Genomic DNA, 14,716 nt, shown 5'->3' with positions numbered 1-14,716 from the left:
CAACCAGGCCCCCTTGCCGTGTCACGTGGTCAGGCCAGTGCCCAGGCGACGTCCCGGAGCAGGGCCTGCCGCCAGCCCGCCCGGTCGTGGCCCGACGGCGACCTGGAGACCCGTACGGTCGCACCGGCCTGTTCGGTCAGGGCTTCGACCAGTTCGCAGTGGGGGAGCATGCGCGTCTCGTGCTCGCCCACGTCGAAGGCGATCCGCAGCCCGGACGGGGCAGGGCGCTCGCGCAGGCGCGCGGCGATCGCGCCGCCGCGCGGACCGCCCAGGGGGTCCGGCAGGTCCGAGGCCTCCGGCGTCCACCAGAACGACCCCGACTGGCAGGCGACCCGGGACACCAGCTCCGGGAACTCCGTCGCCGCGTACAGCGCGCTCAGACCGCCGAGGCTTTGCCCGGCGACCACCAGCCGGCCGAGGTCCGCGGGCACCCCGCTGTCGGCGACCAGCGGCAGCAGTTCGTCCCGTACCGCCTCCCACAGCTCGGGCCGGCAACCGAACTCCGCCTGCCGGTCCTTGGTGGGCAGGAACACCAGCGTGGCCGGGGGCATGTCACCGGCCTCGAAGGCCGCGTCGAAGGCGGTCATGGCCGGGTGCAGGTACAGCCAGTCGTCCCCGTCCAGCAGCAGGACCACTGGTCCGCCGCCGCCCACGGGGTGGACCCGTACGGTGCGCTTCCCGCCGAGCCGTTCGCTCGCCCAGCGGATCCGGGTGCGCGGCAGCGGCAGGACGTCGTCGGCGCCCACGGCGGGCCAGTACGGCTGGGGCGGAGCGTCCGGGGTGGCGACGATGGACCGGTCGCCTCCGGCCCGGAGGGGGTTGAGCGGATCGGGGTACGACGATCCGTCATCCGCGAGGAACCGGTAGGTCACCCGGAGCCGCGCGGGCATGCGCACCTCGGCGTACCAGCAGTCCGTGTCGCGCCACCGGAGCAGCACGACCGGATCCGACCAGCTCTCGAAGTCGATGACCGTCGGGCTGCCGCGCCACAGGAACAGGGTGACCCAACCGCCGTCGCCGGAAGGCGCGGACGCGGGAGCCGCGGCCGCCCAGAACTCATCGGTGCCGGGCGCGGCGGGCAGGCCGAACGCGGCGAACGGGCTCTCCGAGCCGTCCTCGGCCAGGGTCCGTTCGAGTGCAGGCATCGGTGCCTCCTTGTGAGGGGGAAGGGGAAACGTTAGGCTCTATAATTAGGCGAGCCTAACCTAAGTGGTTGGCTCTCTTCATTCCGATCGACCTTCCCCACGGGCACGGCGCCCGCTGTCGGACTGTGCGCGCCGCACACCGCGCGCCGCACGCCGACGCCACCCGCCGGTCCCATCGGGCTCCTGGAGGAACCCCAGTATGAGCACCAACCCGTTCGACGATGCCGACGGCCGCTTCCTGGTCCTGGTCAACGACGAGGGTCAGCACTCCCTCTGGCCCTCTTTCGCCGACGCTCCCGGCGGATGGACGGTCGCCCTCGCCGAGACCACCCGTGACGCGTGCCTGGAGTTCATCGAGTCGAGCTGGACCGACCTGCGCCCCCGCTCCCTCGCGGCGGCCGTCGAGGCCTGACCGGGGGGCCGGTTGTCGACGGGCCGCCGGAGCGGGTCGGGTAAATTAGGTTAGGCTAAGCTAACTACGCAGCCTGCGTGTGGGACCGTACGCACGGCATCAGGGGGAGGGGATCGTCATGGGCCTGCCGGCCATCGGCTCCTACCCCATGCCCGATCGCGCCGCCCTGCCCCGCTCCTGCGCGTCCTGGGCCATCGACCCCGGCCGCGCCGCGCTGTTGGTCCACGACATGCAGAACCACTTCGTGGGGGAGCTCCCCACGGACAGGTCCCCGGTCGTGGAACTCGTCGAGAACATCGCGGCTCTTCGGGCCCTCGCCACGGCACTGGGAATTCCGGTCGTCTTCACCGCCGAGCCGGCCGCCCAGCCGCCGGGCCAGCGCGGCCTCGCCGCCGACGTCTGGGGGCCGGGCATCGGTGACGGGACCGACGCCGCCGCGATCATCCCGCCGCTCACCCCGCAGCCGGGCGAGCGCGTGCTGGCCAACGTGCGCCACAACGCCTTCCTCCGCAGCCACTTGGGGAGGCTGCTGCGTTCGGAGGGGCGTGACCAGCTGATCGTCTGCGGGGTCCACGCCCACCTCGGCGTCCTGCTGACGGCCGCGGACGCCTTCATGAACGACATCCAGCCCTTCGTGGTCGCCGACGCCGTCGCCGACTTCTCGGCCGAGGAGCACGCGATGGCTCTGCGCTGGGCCGCCCGCAGCGCGGTGGTGTGCACGACCGAGACCCTGCTCCGCGAGCTGCTGCTCGGCGGAGGGTCCCGAAACGTGCGCAAGGATGCCTGAGCGCCGCCCGCCGACGCACACATCCCGCCGACGCCCGCAGCGCGGCGCCGCCCTGCGCCGACGGTGCGCACACGAACCGAGAGAGAGCGGAAGAACATGACCGTACGGGTCGCGGTGGCCGGTGCCAGCGGCTATGCGGGCGGGGAGCTGCTCCGCCTGCTGAGCTCGCACCCCGCCGTCGAGATCGGCGCGCTCACCGCGCACAGCAGTGCGGGGCGTCCGCTGGGGTCCGTACAGCCACAGCTTCCGGAGTTCGCCGACCGGATCCTCCTGGACACCTCCGCAGCCTCCCTGCGCGGCCACGACGTGGTGTTCCTCGCCCTGCCCCACGGCCAATCCGCCGCACTGGCGGAGCAGTTGGACCCCGGCACGCTGGTGGTGGACTGCGGCGCCGACTTCCGGCTGCGGGACGCGGCCGCCTGGGAGCGCTTCTACGGCAGCCCCCACGCCGGCACCTGGCCCTACGGGCTGCCGGAACTGCCGGGAGCCCGCGCGGAGTTGAAGGGAACCACCCGGATCGCCGTACCGGGCTGCTACCCCACGGCGGTCACCCTCGCCCTGTTCCCCGCCTATGCGGCGCACCTGGTCGAGCCGGAGGCCGTCATCGTCGCCGCCACCGGAACCTCCGGCGCCGGACGCGCGCTCAAGGCGCACCTCCTCGCCTCCGAAGCGATGGGCTCCATGAGCCCGTACGGAGTCGGCGGCGGGCACCGGCACACCCCGGAGATCGCCCAGAACCTGTCCCGCGCGGCCGGTGAGCACGTGACGGTCTCCTTCACACCCACCCTGGCTCCCATGCCCCGGGGCATCCTCGCCACCTGCTCGGCCCGGCTGCGCCCCGCCGCGGGCACCTCCGCGCTCCCCGCGGAGGACGAGGTGCGCGCCGTGTTCGAAGCGGCGTACTCCGACCGGCCGTTCGTACGCCTGCTGCCGCCCGGCCAGTGGCCCACCACGGCCGCGGTCCTCGGCTCGAACACCGCCCAGGTGCAGATCGCCGTGGACCCGGATGCCCGCAGACTGATCTGCGTGAGCGCCATCGACAACCTGACGAAGGGCACCGCCGGTGGCGCGGTGCAGAGCATGAACATAGCCCTCGGCCTGCCGGAACGGCTGGGCCTGCCCATGAATGGAGTGGCTCCGTGAGTGTGACCGCAGCCCGGGGATTCCTCGCAGGCGCCGTGCGCGCCGGCATCAAGGAGTCCGGTGACCCGGACCTGGCCCTGGTGGTGAACCGGGGGCCGTCGCGCGCCGCCGCCGGTGTCTTCACCTCGAACCGCGTGCAGGCCGCGCCCGTACGCTGGTCCCGCCGTGTGCTCGCCGACGGGCGGATCTCCGCCGTCGTCCTCAACTCCGGTGGCGCGAACGCCTGTACGGGTCCCGGCGGCGCCGAAGACGCGCAGGCGATGGCGGAGCGCACCGCGGGGGCCGTGGAGGCCGCCGCCGACGAGGTCGCGGTCTGCTCCACCGGCCTGATCGGCGTCCGGCTGCCGATGGACCGGGTGACGGCCGGCATCACCGCCGCCGCGGACCGGCTGTCGCCCGAGGGCGGCGAGGAGGCGGCCGTCGCGATCAAGACGACGGACTCCGTGCACAAGACGGCGGTGGCCGCCCGCCCCGGCTGGACGGTGGGGGGCATGGCGAAGGGCGCCGGGATGCTCGCCCCGGGACTCGCCACCATGCTGGTCGTCCTGACCACGGACGCCGACGCGAGCGCCGGCGCACTCGACGCGGCGCTGCGCGAGGCGGTGCGCACCACCTTCGACCGGGTGGACTCGGACGGTTGCATGTCCACCAACGACACCGTGCTGCTGCTCGCCTCGGGCAGCTCGGGCATCACGCCCGCCCCCGCGGAGCTCACCGTCGCCGTGCACGCCGTGTGCCGGGACCTGGCGCTCCAGTTGGTGGCGGACGCCGAGGGCGCGTCCAAGGAGATCGAGGTGGCCGTCGTCGGCGCGGCCTCGGAGGCGGACGCCGTGGAGGTGGGCCGTTCGGTGGCCCGCAACAACCTCCTCAAGTGCGCGCTGCACGGCGAGGATCCGAACTGGGGCCGGGTACTGTCGGCGATCGGCACCACCTCGGCCGCCTTCGACGCGGACCGGCTGGACGTGGCGATCAATGGCGTCTGGGTGTGCCGGGACGGCGCCGAGGGAGAGCCGCGGGACAAGGTCGACCTGTCGGGCCGCCGGATCACCATCACCGTGGACCTGCGGTCCGGTGACTCCTCGGCCGTCATCTGGACCAACGACCTGACGGCCGAGTACGTGCACGAGAACAGCGCCTACAGCTCTTGAACGGGGTCGGGATGACGGCGGAGACGACGCAGGCGCAGGCGCAGGCGCCGGTAGAGGCGCAGAGGGAGACAACGACGCCGGCCACCGTGCCGGCCCCCCGGGACCTGCCCTGGCTGGAGCAGCTCCAAGGCCGGACGGTCGTCGTCAAGTTCGGCGGCAACGCCATGGTGGACCCCTCCACGCACCGGACGTTCGCCCAGGACGTCGTGGAGCTCTGGCACGCCGGCCTGCGGCCCGTCGTCGTCCACGGCGGCGGTCCCCAGATCAGCGCACTGCTCGACCGGCTCGGCCTGGAGACGCGCTTCGAGGCCGGAATGCGGGTGACCACGCCGGAGACGATGGACGTGGTGCGCATGGTGCTCACCGGCAAGGTCCAGCGCGAACTCGTCGGGGCCATCAACGCCCACGGGCCGTTCGCCGTGGGCCTGTCGGGCGAGGACGCCCACACGATGACCGCCGTACGCCGCCCGGCCTGGGTCGACGGCCTGCCGGTGGACATCGGCCTGGTCGGCGACATCGTCGACGTGGACGCGGGGACGATCGCCGGGCTGCTGGAGCAGGGCCGCATCCCCGTGGTCTCGCCCGTCGCGCGCGGCGAGGACGGCCAGGTCTACAACGTCAACGCCGACCTGGCGGCCTCGGCCCTGGCCGTGGCCCTCGGGGCCGACCGGCTGGTGGTGATGACCGACGTCGAAGGGCTGTACGCAGACTGGCCGCACAGCACCGAGGTGATCGACCGCCTCACGGCCGACGAGCTGGACGCCCTGCTGCCGGAGCTCGCGAGCGGCATGCTCCCCAAGATGGAGGGCTGCCTGCGCGCCGTACGGGCAGGCGTCGCCAAGGCGCAGGTCATCGACGGCCGGGTGCCGCACGCGCTGCTGCGCGGGGTCTTCACCGAGGACGGTCCCGGCACCACGGTGGTGCCGGACGAGGAGCCCGGGCCCGAGGGGTCCGGCGGCAAGGGAGACGGCGCGTGACCGCCGACAGCACGACGACACCGCTCGCCGAGAGCGCGACGACGCCGCTCTCCGAGAGCATGACGACGCCGCTCTCCGACAGCACGACGACGCCGCTCGCCGACCGCTGGCGCGCGGTGATGATGGACACCTACGGCACTCCCGCGCTGGCCCTGGTCAGGGGCGAAGGCAGCACGGTCTGGGACGAAGGCGGCCGCGCGTACACGGACTTCACGGGCGGGATCGCCGTCAACGCCCTCGGGCACGCCCACCCGGCCCTGGTCTCGGCCGTCCAGGAGCAGGTCGCCCGGCTCGGCCACGTGTCGAACCTGTTCGTCTCGGAGCCGGCCGTCGCGCTGGCGGAACGGCTGCTGGCCCTGCTGGACAGGCCGGGCCGGGTGTTCTTCGCGAACTCGGGCGCGGAGGCGGTCGAGGCCGCCTTCAAGATCGCCCGCCGCACCGGGCGCCCGCACCTGGTCGCCACGGAGGGCGGATTCCACGGGCGCACCATGGGGGCGCTGGCCCTCACCGGCCAGCCGCCCAAGCGCGCCCCCTTCCTGCCCCTGCCGGGGGAGGTCACGCACGTTCCCTACGGGGACACGGAGGCGCTCCGCGCGGCCGTCACCGAGCACACGGCCGCGGTCGTACTCGAACCCCTCCAGGGCGAGGCCGGAGTCGTCCCGGCGCCCGAGGGCTACCTGCGGGCGGCCCGCGAGATCACCCGCGCCACGGGCACCCTGCTCGTACTGGACGAGGTGCAGACCGGGATCGGCCGTACCGGCCACTGGTTCGCGCATCAGGCGGAGCCGGGCGCGGAGCCGGACGTGATCACCCTGGCCAAGGGGCTGGGCGGCGGCCTGCCGATCGGCGCCACGGTCGCCTTCGGCGCCGCCGCCGAGCTGCTGACCCCCGGTCAGCACGGCTCCACCTTCGGCGGCAACCCGGTGGCGTGCGCGGCCGGGCTCGCCGTCCTGGACACCATCGAGAAGGAAGGGCTGCTCGCCCACGCCGAGCGGGTGGGGGAGCGGCTGAGGCTCGGCATCGAGACACTGGAACACCCCCTGGTCCGCGAAGTCCGGGGCGCCGGTCTGCTCCTGGGCATCGCCCTGGCCGAGCCGGTCGCCGCGCGGGTCCAGCGGGCCGCGCAGGACGCCGGGTTCCTCGTGAACGCGGCGGGCGCGGGCGTCGTACGGCTGGCTCCCGCCCTGACGCTGCCGCAGGAGCGGGCCGATGCGCTGGTGGCGGCGCTGCCCGGGATCCTCGACGCCTCGTAGGGCCTGGGCGTACGGCCGGGGCGGGTCCCTCAGGGGCCCGCCCCTTCGCCGTCTAGAGGGTGCGGGAGAGGGTGCGGGACAGGACGCGGGCGCCCCGGGCGGGGTCCAGGGACCGGGCCCAGTCGGCCGGCGCCAGGGTGGGGGAGGCGGGGAGGAAGCCGTGGAGGAGGAAGAGGCGGCCGCTGCCGGTCGTCGCCGTGAACAGCGTGGCCAGGGAGCGGTTGCGGGCCCTGGCGAACGCCGCCTGCAGCAGACGGGCGCCCATGCCCGAGCCCTGCCGGTGGGCTGCGACGCAGAAGTTGTACAGCACGCCTGCGGCGGGGTGTTCGCGCAGGCCGAGGCAGCCTTCGAGGGTTCCGTCGGGTGCTTGCGCGACGAGGAAGTCCGACGCCCTGGAGAGGTAGAGGGAGAGCGGGCGTTCGCGGAGCGCCCCCGCGTGGACGAACGGCCGGGAGAGGGCGGCGAGCGCCGGGCCGTCGTCCCGGCGCGCCGGGCGCACCGTGAACTCGGGGAGCTCGCGCCACCGTGGGGCGGGGGCGGGGGCGGGGGTCGCGCGGGGCGACAGGGTGGCGTGCGCGGCGGCAGGGGGCAGCGTGGCCGTGGTCAAGGTGTTCCTTCCTCGGTTCCGCCGTGTGCGGGGGCGGGTGCGGAGGCGGAGGCCTCCCGGCGGAACGGTCGAGGTAAGGTTAGCCTTACCTAGCTGGCAGAGCCAAGTCGGTCCGTACGGACGGCGCGTGCCGCCCTGTAGCCGGGAAAGGCGGGCACGTCGTCGACGGTCCATCCCGGCGGAGCCGAGGGGGCGGCGCCGGTGCCCACGTACGTCAGGGCAGGATTCCCGCCGAGGCCGATGCCGACCCCCTTGAGGTAGGCCTCCTTCCGGGACCAGCAGCGGGCCACCGCGGCCGGGAGCTCGTCGGCCGGCAGCGCCGACAGCTCGGCGCGCTCGGCCGGATGGAGGACCTCCGCCAGTTCGGAGGCCACCTGGGAGGCCAGCGCCGGAGCCGGCTGCTGCTCGACGTCGACTCCGACCGGACGGTCCGCGAAGGCCACCAGCACCGCGTCCCCCGCGTGGGACAGCGAGAAGTGCAGCGGCAGGCCGGGCACGGCCGGCCGACCGTGCGGCGCGCCGCAGCCGGGGCACGGCTCGCGGAAGAAGCGGACCTGCGCCGGGTCCTGGCCGAGGCGGTCGCCCAGCAACTGCCGCAGCACCACGTGGGCAACCCGGTACTGGTCACGGTCGCCGGCGCGCCTGATCCCCTGGAGTCGGGCCCGCTCGGCGCCGTCGAGCATCCCCTCCAACTCCCGCGCCCGATCCGCGTACAGGCTCACGCGCACCGCCCACAGCCCGGGTCCGGGAGAGGTGACCCAGTTCTGCGCCGAGGCGTCGGTGCCGGGGGCCGGACCCGCCGCGGCCGTCATCCGCACGGGCGGCCGGGGTAGGCGTCGCCCTCCGGGGCCCCGGCCTCGCGCATCCGGTACAGGACCTCCCCGAGGAGCGCGTCGTCCACGTCGACGGGCATGTTGAACTCCCGGTCGAAGACGAAGGAATCGCCCGCACCCGCGTGCCAGATCACCCAGCGCGGCGGCATGGCGGGCAACTCCCACAGCGGTGAGAACCGTTCCAGGACGTTCATCTGACTGATCACAGCTTTCCTTCGTCCGTCGCTTCGTTTCCGTCGACAAATGTCGCCACCACCTCGATGGCACTGATCCGGGAGGGGGCGACGTACCGCGGGTCGTCACCCAGGACGACCAGGTCGGCGCGCTTGCCCGGGATGAGGCTGCCGGCCGTGTCCTCCCACCGGCAGGCGTACGCACCGGCGACCGTGTACGCGCGCAGCGCCTCCTCGACGGTGATCGCCTCGTCCGGCCCGATCGGCCGCCCGGAGGCGGAAGCACGCTCGACCATGAACTGGATCGCCCGGAGCGGAGCCCCGTCCGTGACGGGCCGGTCCGAGCTGCCCACGAGGGTCACCCCGTGGTCCAGGAACCCGCGCCCCCGGTACATCCAGGGCGCCCGCTCCTCTCCCATCACGTCCGCGTAGTCGTCCCCGAAGGAGTAAAGGAAGGCCGGCTGGACGACCGCGCTGACGCCCAGGCGCGCGAAGCGCGGGAGCTGGTCGGGGCGGATCAGCCCGGCGTGCTCGATCCGATGCCGCGCGTCCGGCCGGGGCCGTAGCCGCTGCGCCTCCTCCAGCGCGTCGAGCGCGAGGTCGGCGGCGCGGTCCCCGATGGCGTGTACGGCGAGCTGCCAGCCGCCGAGGTGGCCGTCGATGATCATCCGGGTGAGGCGGTCGGGGTCGTCCTGGAGCTGCCCGGTGTGGTCGGTGCCCGCGTACGGGGCCGTGAGCGCGGCGGTACGGGCCATCATCCCGCCGTCGGTGTAGATCTTGAGCGCCCCCAGCGACAGCCAGTCGTCGCCGAACCCGGTGCGCATGCCCAGGTCCAGGGCGCGGGGAATCCCGTCCTCCCGGTGCGCCGCACGCGGCCGCAACGTATCGCCCGCGGGCATGAGCTGCACCCGCAGGGGCAGCCTCCCCCGGTCCCGCAGCAGCTGGTACGCGCCGAGCTCCACCGGGCTGTGGCCGAGCAGCCCGCCCCCGATGCCCGCCTCGGCGACGGCGGTCACGCCCTCGGCGAGGCAGGTCCGGGCCGCGCGCTCGACGGCATCGGCGATCTCGTCCTGCCCGTAGGGCAGCCGGAGCTGCCGCGCGGCGGTCATGGCCCCCTCGGCCAGAAACCCGTCCTGGTGCGGAACACCGGCGGGAAGCAGGCGCAGCACCGCACTGTTCACGACGCACGCGTGCCCCGAGTCGTGCATCAGGAACACCTTGCGCCCACGGCTGACCGTATCCAGCTCGGCGGCGGTCAGGTGCCGCCCCAGAGCCCGCTGGTCATAACCCATCACGTCAACCCAGGCCCCGTCCCCGCCCGCCGCACGGGAGACCGCCTCCGCCACCACCGCCAGCACGTCCTCGACCCGCTCGCACGGGGCAACGCTCGGGGTGCTCTGCTTCAAGCCGGTCCAGGCCAGATGCACATGGCTGTCGATGAACCCGGGCAGCACGGTGGCACCCTGCAGATCGACGACCTCCCGGGCCGGCAACGAGGCGACATCCTCGTCAAGCCCCACGATCCGCCCCCGCCAGATCCCCAGCTCACGGGCGAAGGGACGGTCCGGGTCCATGGTGATGATGTTCGCGTTGATCAGCCTCGAACACAGCATGGGTAGTACAACTCCCCCTGGCGGCAACGCGCATGTAAACGAATCAGGACAGGGGGCCAAGGGCCGCACCACATCCGACTTAGGTGACCCTAACTGTAGATTCGGCAGTCGGTCAATGTGCGACGGGAGCCCTCCCCGCTCCGGACCGACCCAAGCGGAGTGGGCGGGTCCTTGAGGGGTAGTACGAGCCTTCGGAGTTCGATGAGAGGGTGGCCGGTGCAGGGAAAGCGATATGACCAGCGGGTACTGGTGCTGGTCGAGGTACGAGGCGGGCAGCGCGACTGGGACGAGGCGGAACGGGCCTTCGGTGAACGGGACTGGCCGGTCCTCGCCTCGTTCGCACGGGGTGAGGAATTGTCCCAGGGCGTCCTGAGGGCCGATCCCTCGGCCAGGATGTACTCCGTCGAAGTACGGTTCTTCGGAGCCCGCAACCGGCGTACGGGGCGGGCCGCCGGCTGGCAGGTGGAGCGGCTGGCGCGGGTGAAGCGGCTGGAGATGTACGCCCGGCGCTGCGAGCCGTGGGACCGGGACAGGGAGCAACTGACCATCTGGTGGGCGCATGACATTGCCCACCGGCCGCCCCGTGTAGCCGCTCCGCGGCCGTTGACGCCGATGGCGAAGCTGCGGCGCGCGACGGCGGTGGCACGTGCACGCTTCACGGAGCGGCGCGGCTGCCACGACACCGGCACGGTGGTGACGGGCACGGCGTCGGAGGCCCGCCGGGTCTCCCGTATGGATTTGGCCGGGGACTCCTTCTCCGGGTTCGCCACCGACGTACGGGCGAACTCCGGCCGGGAGCGCAGCCACATCGTGCCTCGCCGCGAGGAGGACTTCCACCGGAGGGCCAACCGCCTCGCGGCCTGGCTGTTCGCCATGGCCTTCTGTGCGGTGGTCGCCCGGCAGCAGAGCGGCGTACGGACGTGGGTGTGGACCGGCGCGGCGGTTCTGTGCCTTCTCGTGGCGGCAAAGCTGGCGCAGGGCATGTACGCGTCCGGAGGGCGCGGGGCGAGCCTCGTCCTGTGTGCTCTGGTGGCAGCCTTCATCCTGGCCGGCGCCTTTGGCGCGGACATGGGTGACAGCAGGGGCTGGACCCCGGTGCAGATGCTGTCGGTCTTCGCCGTTCTGGCGACGGCTGGAGGCATCTGGCTCCTGGTCCGACGGTGGACCTGGTCCGAATGGATCACCTGCGCGGCGCCTCTGGTCTTCGCGGCCGTCGCGTCCTTCGTGGTGTCCTCCGGGTCGGTGCTGCACGCGATGTACGCGGACAGTATCGACCTGACGCCCGAGGACCTCGACGTAGCCGCGATCTGGCAGGCCACATCGGCGGTCAAGCTCCTGGGCCTGCTGAGCTTCGCTCTCTTCGTGCCGGCCCTGTGGGGCATCGCGAAGCACGTGCACGCACCGTTCGTCAGCCCCGTCGAGCGGCTCGGTGTCGCGCTGTATGCCGTCACCCAGGTGGCGGTGGTGGTGATGTGCCTGGCGGGTGCGCTGGAGTCCGCGGACGATGCGGTGAAGGACCTCCGTGCGGCGGCGGCCCGGAAAACGGAGCTTCCTTCGTACTTCGGGGTGGAGCCGGAGTGGACGTGCGTCGAGCCCACGGTCCTCGCGGCGAAGCTCAGCACCCGGGGCGGCGTCCTCCGCGCGGAGCGCCCGTACGTCTCCTTCGGGGAGGCCGACGGGACGGTCTCGCTGTGGGACGAGACCGCGGGCAAGTCGGTGCAGATGCCGGCCGAGCAGGTACGCCTCGTGCCGGTAGCCGACGGGACGGTCCGGTGCACCTTCTCGTACGAGAGCCTGCCGAAGGGCGACTGATCCCGGCCATCTCCGGGCGTCCGCCGCGAGGTCAGACCGGGAGGCCCTTCGGCTCCTTGATGCGTTTCATGATGATCTGGGAGTTGACCTCCGTGACGCCCGAGAGGGCTGTGAGCTTCTCGATCCAGAGGCGTTCGTACGCGCGGAGGTCGGCTACGGCGATGCGCAGGAGGCAGCCGGGGCTGCCGAAGAGGCGGTAGGCCTCGATGACGTCGGGGATGTCCTGGAGGGCGGCTTCGAAGGCCTCGACCGCCGCGCGGTCGCGGCGGACCTCTACCGAGACCAGGACCTCGAAGCCGCGGCCGACCGCTTCGGGGGAGATCACCGCGCGGTAGCCCTGGATGATCCCTTCCTCTTCCAGCTGGCGGACCCGGCGCATGCAGGGGGAGGGGGTGAGGCCCACGCGCTGGGCGAGCTCCTGGTTGCTGAGCCGGCCGTCTGCCTGGAGCTCGCGCAAGATTTCTTTGTCGATCGCGTCCATTGCGCAATTATCACGCATGTTTTGTGGCGGGGGCGAGTGAGAATGCAATCGCATTGCGCGTAGATCGGCCTACCATTGCCGTTTGTAGAAAATCTGTGCGGGCCGTGTGAGGGAAGGGTCGTGGTCATGCGACGCATCGTCGTGATCAGTACGGGCGGGACGATAGCCAGCCGTTGGCAGGGTTCCGGTTTCGCGGCCGATGCCGACGGGGCCGAGGTGATGGCGACCGCGCCGCTGCCGGAGGGGGTGAGCGTCGAGGTTGTTGATTTGTTCAGTGTGAATAGTCCTCGGCTGACCACCGCCCACCAGTTGACTTTGCTGCGGACCGTGCACGAGGTGCTCGCCGATCCGGGTGTGGACGGGGTCGTCGTCACGCACGGTACGGACACGCTGGAGGAGTCGGCGTTCCTGGTGGACCTGCATCATCACGATGAGCGGTCCGTGGTGTTCACCGGCTCGCAGCGGCCCATGGGCGCGGCGGACGGGGACGGCCCCGGCAATCTTTACGATGCCCTGCTGACCGCGTCCACCACGCGCGGGCTCGGCGTCCTGATCACGTTCGCGGGGCGCGTGCACGCGGCGCGCGGGACCGTGAAGGCGCAGGCGGTGGCGCTTGATGCGTTTGCCGACCCGTCGAAGGAGTTGCTGGGGAAGGTCGGCTTCGGGAAGGTCACCGTGCTGCGGACGCCCGTGCGGCCGGAGCCCTTGGCGTTGCCCGCGATGCCCGAGGCACCGGATGGGCCGCCGCGGGTGGATGTCGTGATGCACCACGTGAGCGGTGACGCGGTGCTGCTGAACGCCGCGGTGGCGGCGGGGGCACGGGGGATCGTGCTGGTCGGGACGGGTGCGGGCAACGCTACGCCGGAGGTTGTGGACGCGGTGAAGGCGGCTGTCGCGGACGGGGTGCTGGTGGCGTTGACCACGCGGGTTGCGGCCGGGCCGGTGACGGAGATCTACACCCATGGGGGTGCGGTGGATCTGGTTGCGGCCGGGGCCGTGCCCACGGGGACGTTGCGGGCGCCGCAGGCGCGGGTTGCCGTGCTGGCGGCGCTGCTCGCCGAGGAGGAGCCGCGGGAGCGGGTACGGGTGCTGCGGCGCATGCTGGCCACGGGTGGGCCCGTGCTGGTCGCCGCCTGAGCTTTGCGGGGTCGCCGGGTGGTGCCTGTGCCTGTGCCTGGTGCCGGGTGCCCGGTGCCCGGTGCCCGGTGCCTGATTCCGGGGCGGGGCCGGGGTGCCGCTGCGCGGGGCTTTCTCCCCGCCCCGCCCTTTCTCCGTTTCCCGGGGCTCCGCCCCGGACCCCGCGCCTCAAACGCCGGCGGGGCTGAAAGCGGCCCGTCAGGAGTCGGTGAAGGCTGTCAGGAGGTGGTCCGCCGCCAGGGTGGGGGTCAGGGTGCCCGCTCGGACTGCTGATTCCAGGGTGGGGGCCAGGTCTCGTACCGCCGGGTTCGAGCGGAGGCGTTCCAGGAGTTCGTCGCGGACCATCGACCAGGTCCACTCCACCTGCTGGGCCGCGCGCTTCGACGCCAGGCGGCCGCCCGCTTCCAGGAGCACGCGGTGTTGTTCCAGGCGGTTCCAGACCTCCGCCAGGCCCGTGGATTCCCGGGCGCTGCACGTCAGGACCGGCGGGGTCCACGCGGCGTCGGCCGGGTGCATCAGGCGCAGCGCGCTGGACAGTTCGCGTGCCGCCGCCTTCGCGTCGCGCTCGTGCGGGCCGTCCGCCTTGTTGACGGCGAGGACGTCGGCCAGTTCCAGGACGCCCTTCTTGATGCCCTGGAGCCCGTCGCCCGTGCGGGCGAGGGAGAGGAGGAGGAAGGAGTCGACCATGCCGGCGACTGTCGTCTCCGATTGGCCTACGCCCACCGTTTCCACGAGGACCACGTCGTAGCCCGCCGCCTCCATCACGATGATCGACTCGCGAGTGGCTTTCGCCACCCCGCCCAGCGTCCCCGCCGAGGGGGAGGGGCGGACGAAGGCCGCGGGGTCCACGGAGAGGCGTTCCATGCGGGTCTTGTCGCCCAGGATGGAGCCGCCCGTACGGGTGGAGGACGGGTCGACGGCGAGGACCGCCACCCGGTGGCCCAGGACCGTCAGCATCGTGCCGAAGGCGTCGATGAAGGTCGATTTGCCGACGCCCGGCACACCGCTGATGCCGATCCGGCGCGCCCGCCCCGAGTGGGGGAGGAGTTCCGTCAACAGGCTCTGCGCCAGCACCCGGTGCGCGGGCAGGGTGGACTCGACGAGAGTGATCGCGCGCGCGATGAACGCGCGCTTCCCGTCGAGTACGCCCTTCGTGTAGGCGGGGATGTCGATCCGCGGCGGCACGGCGGCGCGC

At 72.7% G+C, this 14,716-nt stretch carries 15 protein-coding genes; 8 read left to right on the top strand and 7 right to left on the bottom strand.

The features are described from left to right. Nucleotides 1-29 precede the first annotated feature (29 nt). Nucleotides 30-1,145 (bottom strand): alpha/beta hydrolase-fold protein, encoded by a 1,116-nt coding sequence (locus tag MTF69_RS06765; protein ID WP_243331584.1) that lies wholly within the window; start codon nucleotides 1,143-1,145, stop codon nucleotides 30-32. Nucleotides 1,146-1,344: 199 nt separating this feature from the next. Between MTF69_RS06765 and MTF69_RS06760 the strand changes: the two genes are divergently transcribed. The 6 genes from MTF69_RS06760 to MTF69_RS06735 all read left to right on the top strand — a co-directional run bounded on the left by MTF69_RS06760 (nucleotide 1,345) and on the right by MTF69_RS06735 (nucleotide 6,865). Beyond that, on the top strand, nucleotides 1,345-1,557 hold the full coding sequence (locus MTF69_RS06760) for an MbtH family protein (RefSeq protein WP_243331582.1): 213 nt from the start codon (nucleotides 1,345-1,347) through the stop codon (nucleotides 1,555-1,557). A 118-nt stretch (nucleotides 1,558-1,675) separates the two neighbouring features. Continuing rightward, nucleotides 1,676-2,344, top strand: a complete 669-nt coding sequence (locus tag MTF69_RS06755; RefSeq protein ID WP_243331580.1) for an isochorismatase family protein — start codon at nucleotides 1,676-1,678, stop codon at nucleotides 2,342-2,344. Nucleotides 2,345-2,440: 96 nt separating this feature from the next. Continuing rightward, a complete protein-coding gene (gene argC, locus MTF69_RS06750; protein WP_243331578.1) occupies nucleotides 2,441-3,487 on the top strand; it encodes an N-acetyl-gamma-glutamyl-phosphate reductase in 1,047 nt (348 codons plus the stop codon). After that, nucleotides 3,484-4,635 carry a bifunctional glutamate N-acetyltransferase/amino-acid acetyltransferase ArgJ gene (gene argJ, locus MTF69_RS06745; RefSeq protein WP_243331577.1) on the top strand — a complete coding sequence of 384 codons (1,152 nt, stop codon included), beginning with the start codon at nucleotides 3,484-3,486 and terminating at the stop codon, nucleotides 4,633-4,635. The genes argC and argJ overlap by 4 nt, the downstream gene beginning before the upstream one ends. Nucleotides 4,636-4,646: 11 nt before the next feature. Then, nucleotides 4,647-5,612: an acetylglutamate kinase gene (argB, locus tag MTF69_RS06740; RefSeq protein WP_279345460.1), complete on the top strand. Its 966-nt coding sequence runs from the start codon at nucleotides 4,647-4,649 to the stop codon at nucleotides 5,610-5,612. A 119-nt stretch (nucleotides 5,613-5,731) separates the two neighbouring features. Beyond that, complete coding sequence (locus MTF69_RS06735) at nucleotides 5,732-6,865, top strand: acetylornithine transaminase (protein WP_374322401.1); 1,134 nt, start codon at nucleotides 5,732-5,734, stop codon at nucleotides 6,863-6,865. Nucleotides 6,866-6,917: 52 nt separating this feature from the next. Here the strand turns inward: MTF69_RS06735 and MTF69_RS06730 are convergent, their stop codons facing one another. The 4 genes from MTF69_RS06730 to MTF69_RS06715 form a co-directional block, all read right to left on the bottom strand. After that, on the bottom strand, nucleotides 6,918-7,472 hold the full coding sequence (locus tag MTF69_RS06730) for a GNAT family N-acetyltransferase (RefSeq protein ID WP_279345459.1): 555 nt from the start codon (nucleotides 7,470-7,472) through the stop codon (nucleotides 6,918-6,920). 89 nt (nucleotides 7,473-7,561) lie between these two features. Further along, the gene (locus MTF69_RS06725) at nucleotides 7,562-8,284 is read right to left on the bottom strand and encodes a 4'-phosphopantetheinyl transferase superfamily protein (RefSeq protein WP_243331906.1); all 723 of its coding nucleotides are present in this window, start codon (nucleotides 8,282-8,284) and stop codon (nucleotides 7,562-7,564) included. Next, nucleotides 8,281-8,511, bottom strand: coding sequence for a hypothetical protein (locus MTF69_RS06720; RefSeq protein ID WP_243331576.1), 231 nt, complete (start codon nucleotides 8,509-8,511; stop codon nucleotides 8,281-8,283). Before MTF69_RS06720 ends, MTF69_RS06725 begins: the two co-directional genes overlap by 4 nt. After that, nucleotides 8,508-10,091, bottom strand: a complete 1,584-nt coding sequence (locus MTF69_RS06715) for an amidohydrolase (protein WP_243331575.1) — start codon at nucleotides 10,089-10,091, stop codon at nucleotides 8,508-8,510. The genes MTF69_RS06720 and MTF69_RS06715 overlap by 4 nt, the downstream gene beginning before the upstream one ends. Nucleotides 10,092-10,307: 216 nt before the next feature. On the opposite strand from MTF69_RS06715, the gene MTF69_RS06710 reads away from it, so the two are divergent. Continuing rightward, nucleotides 10,308-11,903: an NnrS multi-domain protein gene (locus MTF69_RS06710; RefSeq protein ID WP_243331574.1), complete on the top strand. Its 1,596-nt coding sequence runs from the start codon at nucleotides 10,308-10,310 to the stop codon at nucleotides 11,901-11,903. Nucleotides 11,904-11,934: 31 nt separating this feature from the next. Here MTF69_RS06710 and MTF69_RS06705 read toward each other — a convergent pair whose 3' ends face one another. Continuing rightward, complete coding sequence (locus MTF69_RS06705; protein WP_243331573.1) at nucleotides 11,935-12,384, bottom strand: Lrp/AsnC family transcriptional regulator; 450 nt, start codon at nucleotides 12,382-12,384, stop codon at nucleotides 11,935-11,937. A 126-nt stretch (nucleotides 12,385-12,510) separates the two neighbouring features. Between MTF69_RS06705 and MTF69_RS06700 the strand changes: the two genes are divergently transcribed. After that, nucleotides 12,511-13,521, top strand: coding sequence for an asparaginase (locus tag MTF69_RS06700; RefSeq protein WP_243331572.1), 1,011 nt, complete (start codon nucleotides 12,511-12,513; stop codon nucleotides 13,519-13,521). A 198-nt stretch (nucleotides 13,522-13,719) separates the two neighbouring features. Here the strand turns inward: MTF69_RS06700 and meaB are convergent, their stop codons facing one another. After that, nucleotides 13,720-14,706 carry a methylmalonyl Co-A mutase-associated GTPase MeaB gene (gene meaB / locus MTF69_RS06695; protein WP_243331571.1) on the bottom strand — a complete coding sequence of 329 codons (987 nt, stop codon included), beginning with the start codon at nucleotides 14,704-14,706 and terminating at the stop codon, nucleotides 13,720-13,722. Nucleotides 14,707-14,716: the final 10 nt, after the last annotated feature.

The sequence above is a fragment of the Streptomyces sp. AP-93 genome (assembly GCF_022808175.1).
In the GTDB taxonomy this organism is placed as follows: domain Bacteria; phylum Actinomycetota; class Actinomycetes; order Streptomycetales; family Streptomycetaceae; genus Streptomyces.
The sequence above is the reverse complement of the archived record's forward strand: the minus strand, read 5'-3'. Positions and strand labels throughout refer to the sequence as shown.

Coding starts and splice junctions, on each gene's coding strand:
- MTF69_RS06735 (WP_374322401.1), top strand. CDS start 5,732: ATGATGGACACCTACGGCACTCCCGCGCTGGCCCTGGTCAGGGGCGAA.
- MTF69_RS06715 (WP_243331575.1), bottom strand. CDS start 10,091: ATGCTGTGTTCGAGGCTGATCAACGCGAACATCATCACCATGGACCCG.
- MTF69_RS06760 (WP_243331582.1), top strand. CDS start 1,345: ATGAGCACCAACCCGTTCGACGATGCCGACGGCCGCTTCCTGGTCCTG.
- MTF69_RS06725 (WP_243331906.1), bottom strand. CDS start 8,284: ATGACGGCCGCGGCGGGTCCGGCCCCCGGCACCGACGCCTCGGCGCAG.
- MTF69_RS06755 (WP_243331580.1), top strand. CDS start 1,676: ATGGGCCTGCCGGCCATCGGCTCCTACCCCATGCCCGATCGCGCCGCC.
- MTF69_RS06700 (WP_243331572.1), top strand. CDS start 12,511: ATGCGACGCATCGTCGTGATCAGTACGGGCGGGACGATAGCCAGCCGT.
- MTF69_RS06705 (WP_243331573.1), bottom strand. CDS start 12,384: ATGGACGCGATCGACAAAGAAATCTTGCGCGAGCTCCAGGCAGACGGC.
- argB (WP_279345460.1), top strand. CDS start 4,647: ATGACGGCGGAGACGACGCAGGCGCAGGCGCAGGCGCCGGTAGAGGCG.
- argC (WP_243331578.1), top strand. CDS start 2,441: ATGACCGTACGGGTCGCGGTGGCCGGTGCCAGCGGCTATGCGGGCGGG.
- MTF69_RS06765 (WP_243331584.1), bottom strand. CDS start 1,145: ATGCCTGCACTCGAACGGACCCTGGCCGAGGACGGCTCGGAGAGCCCG.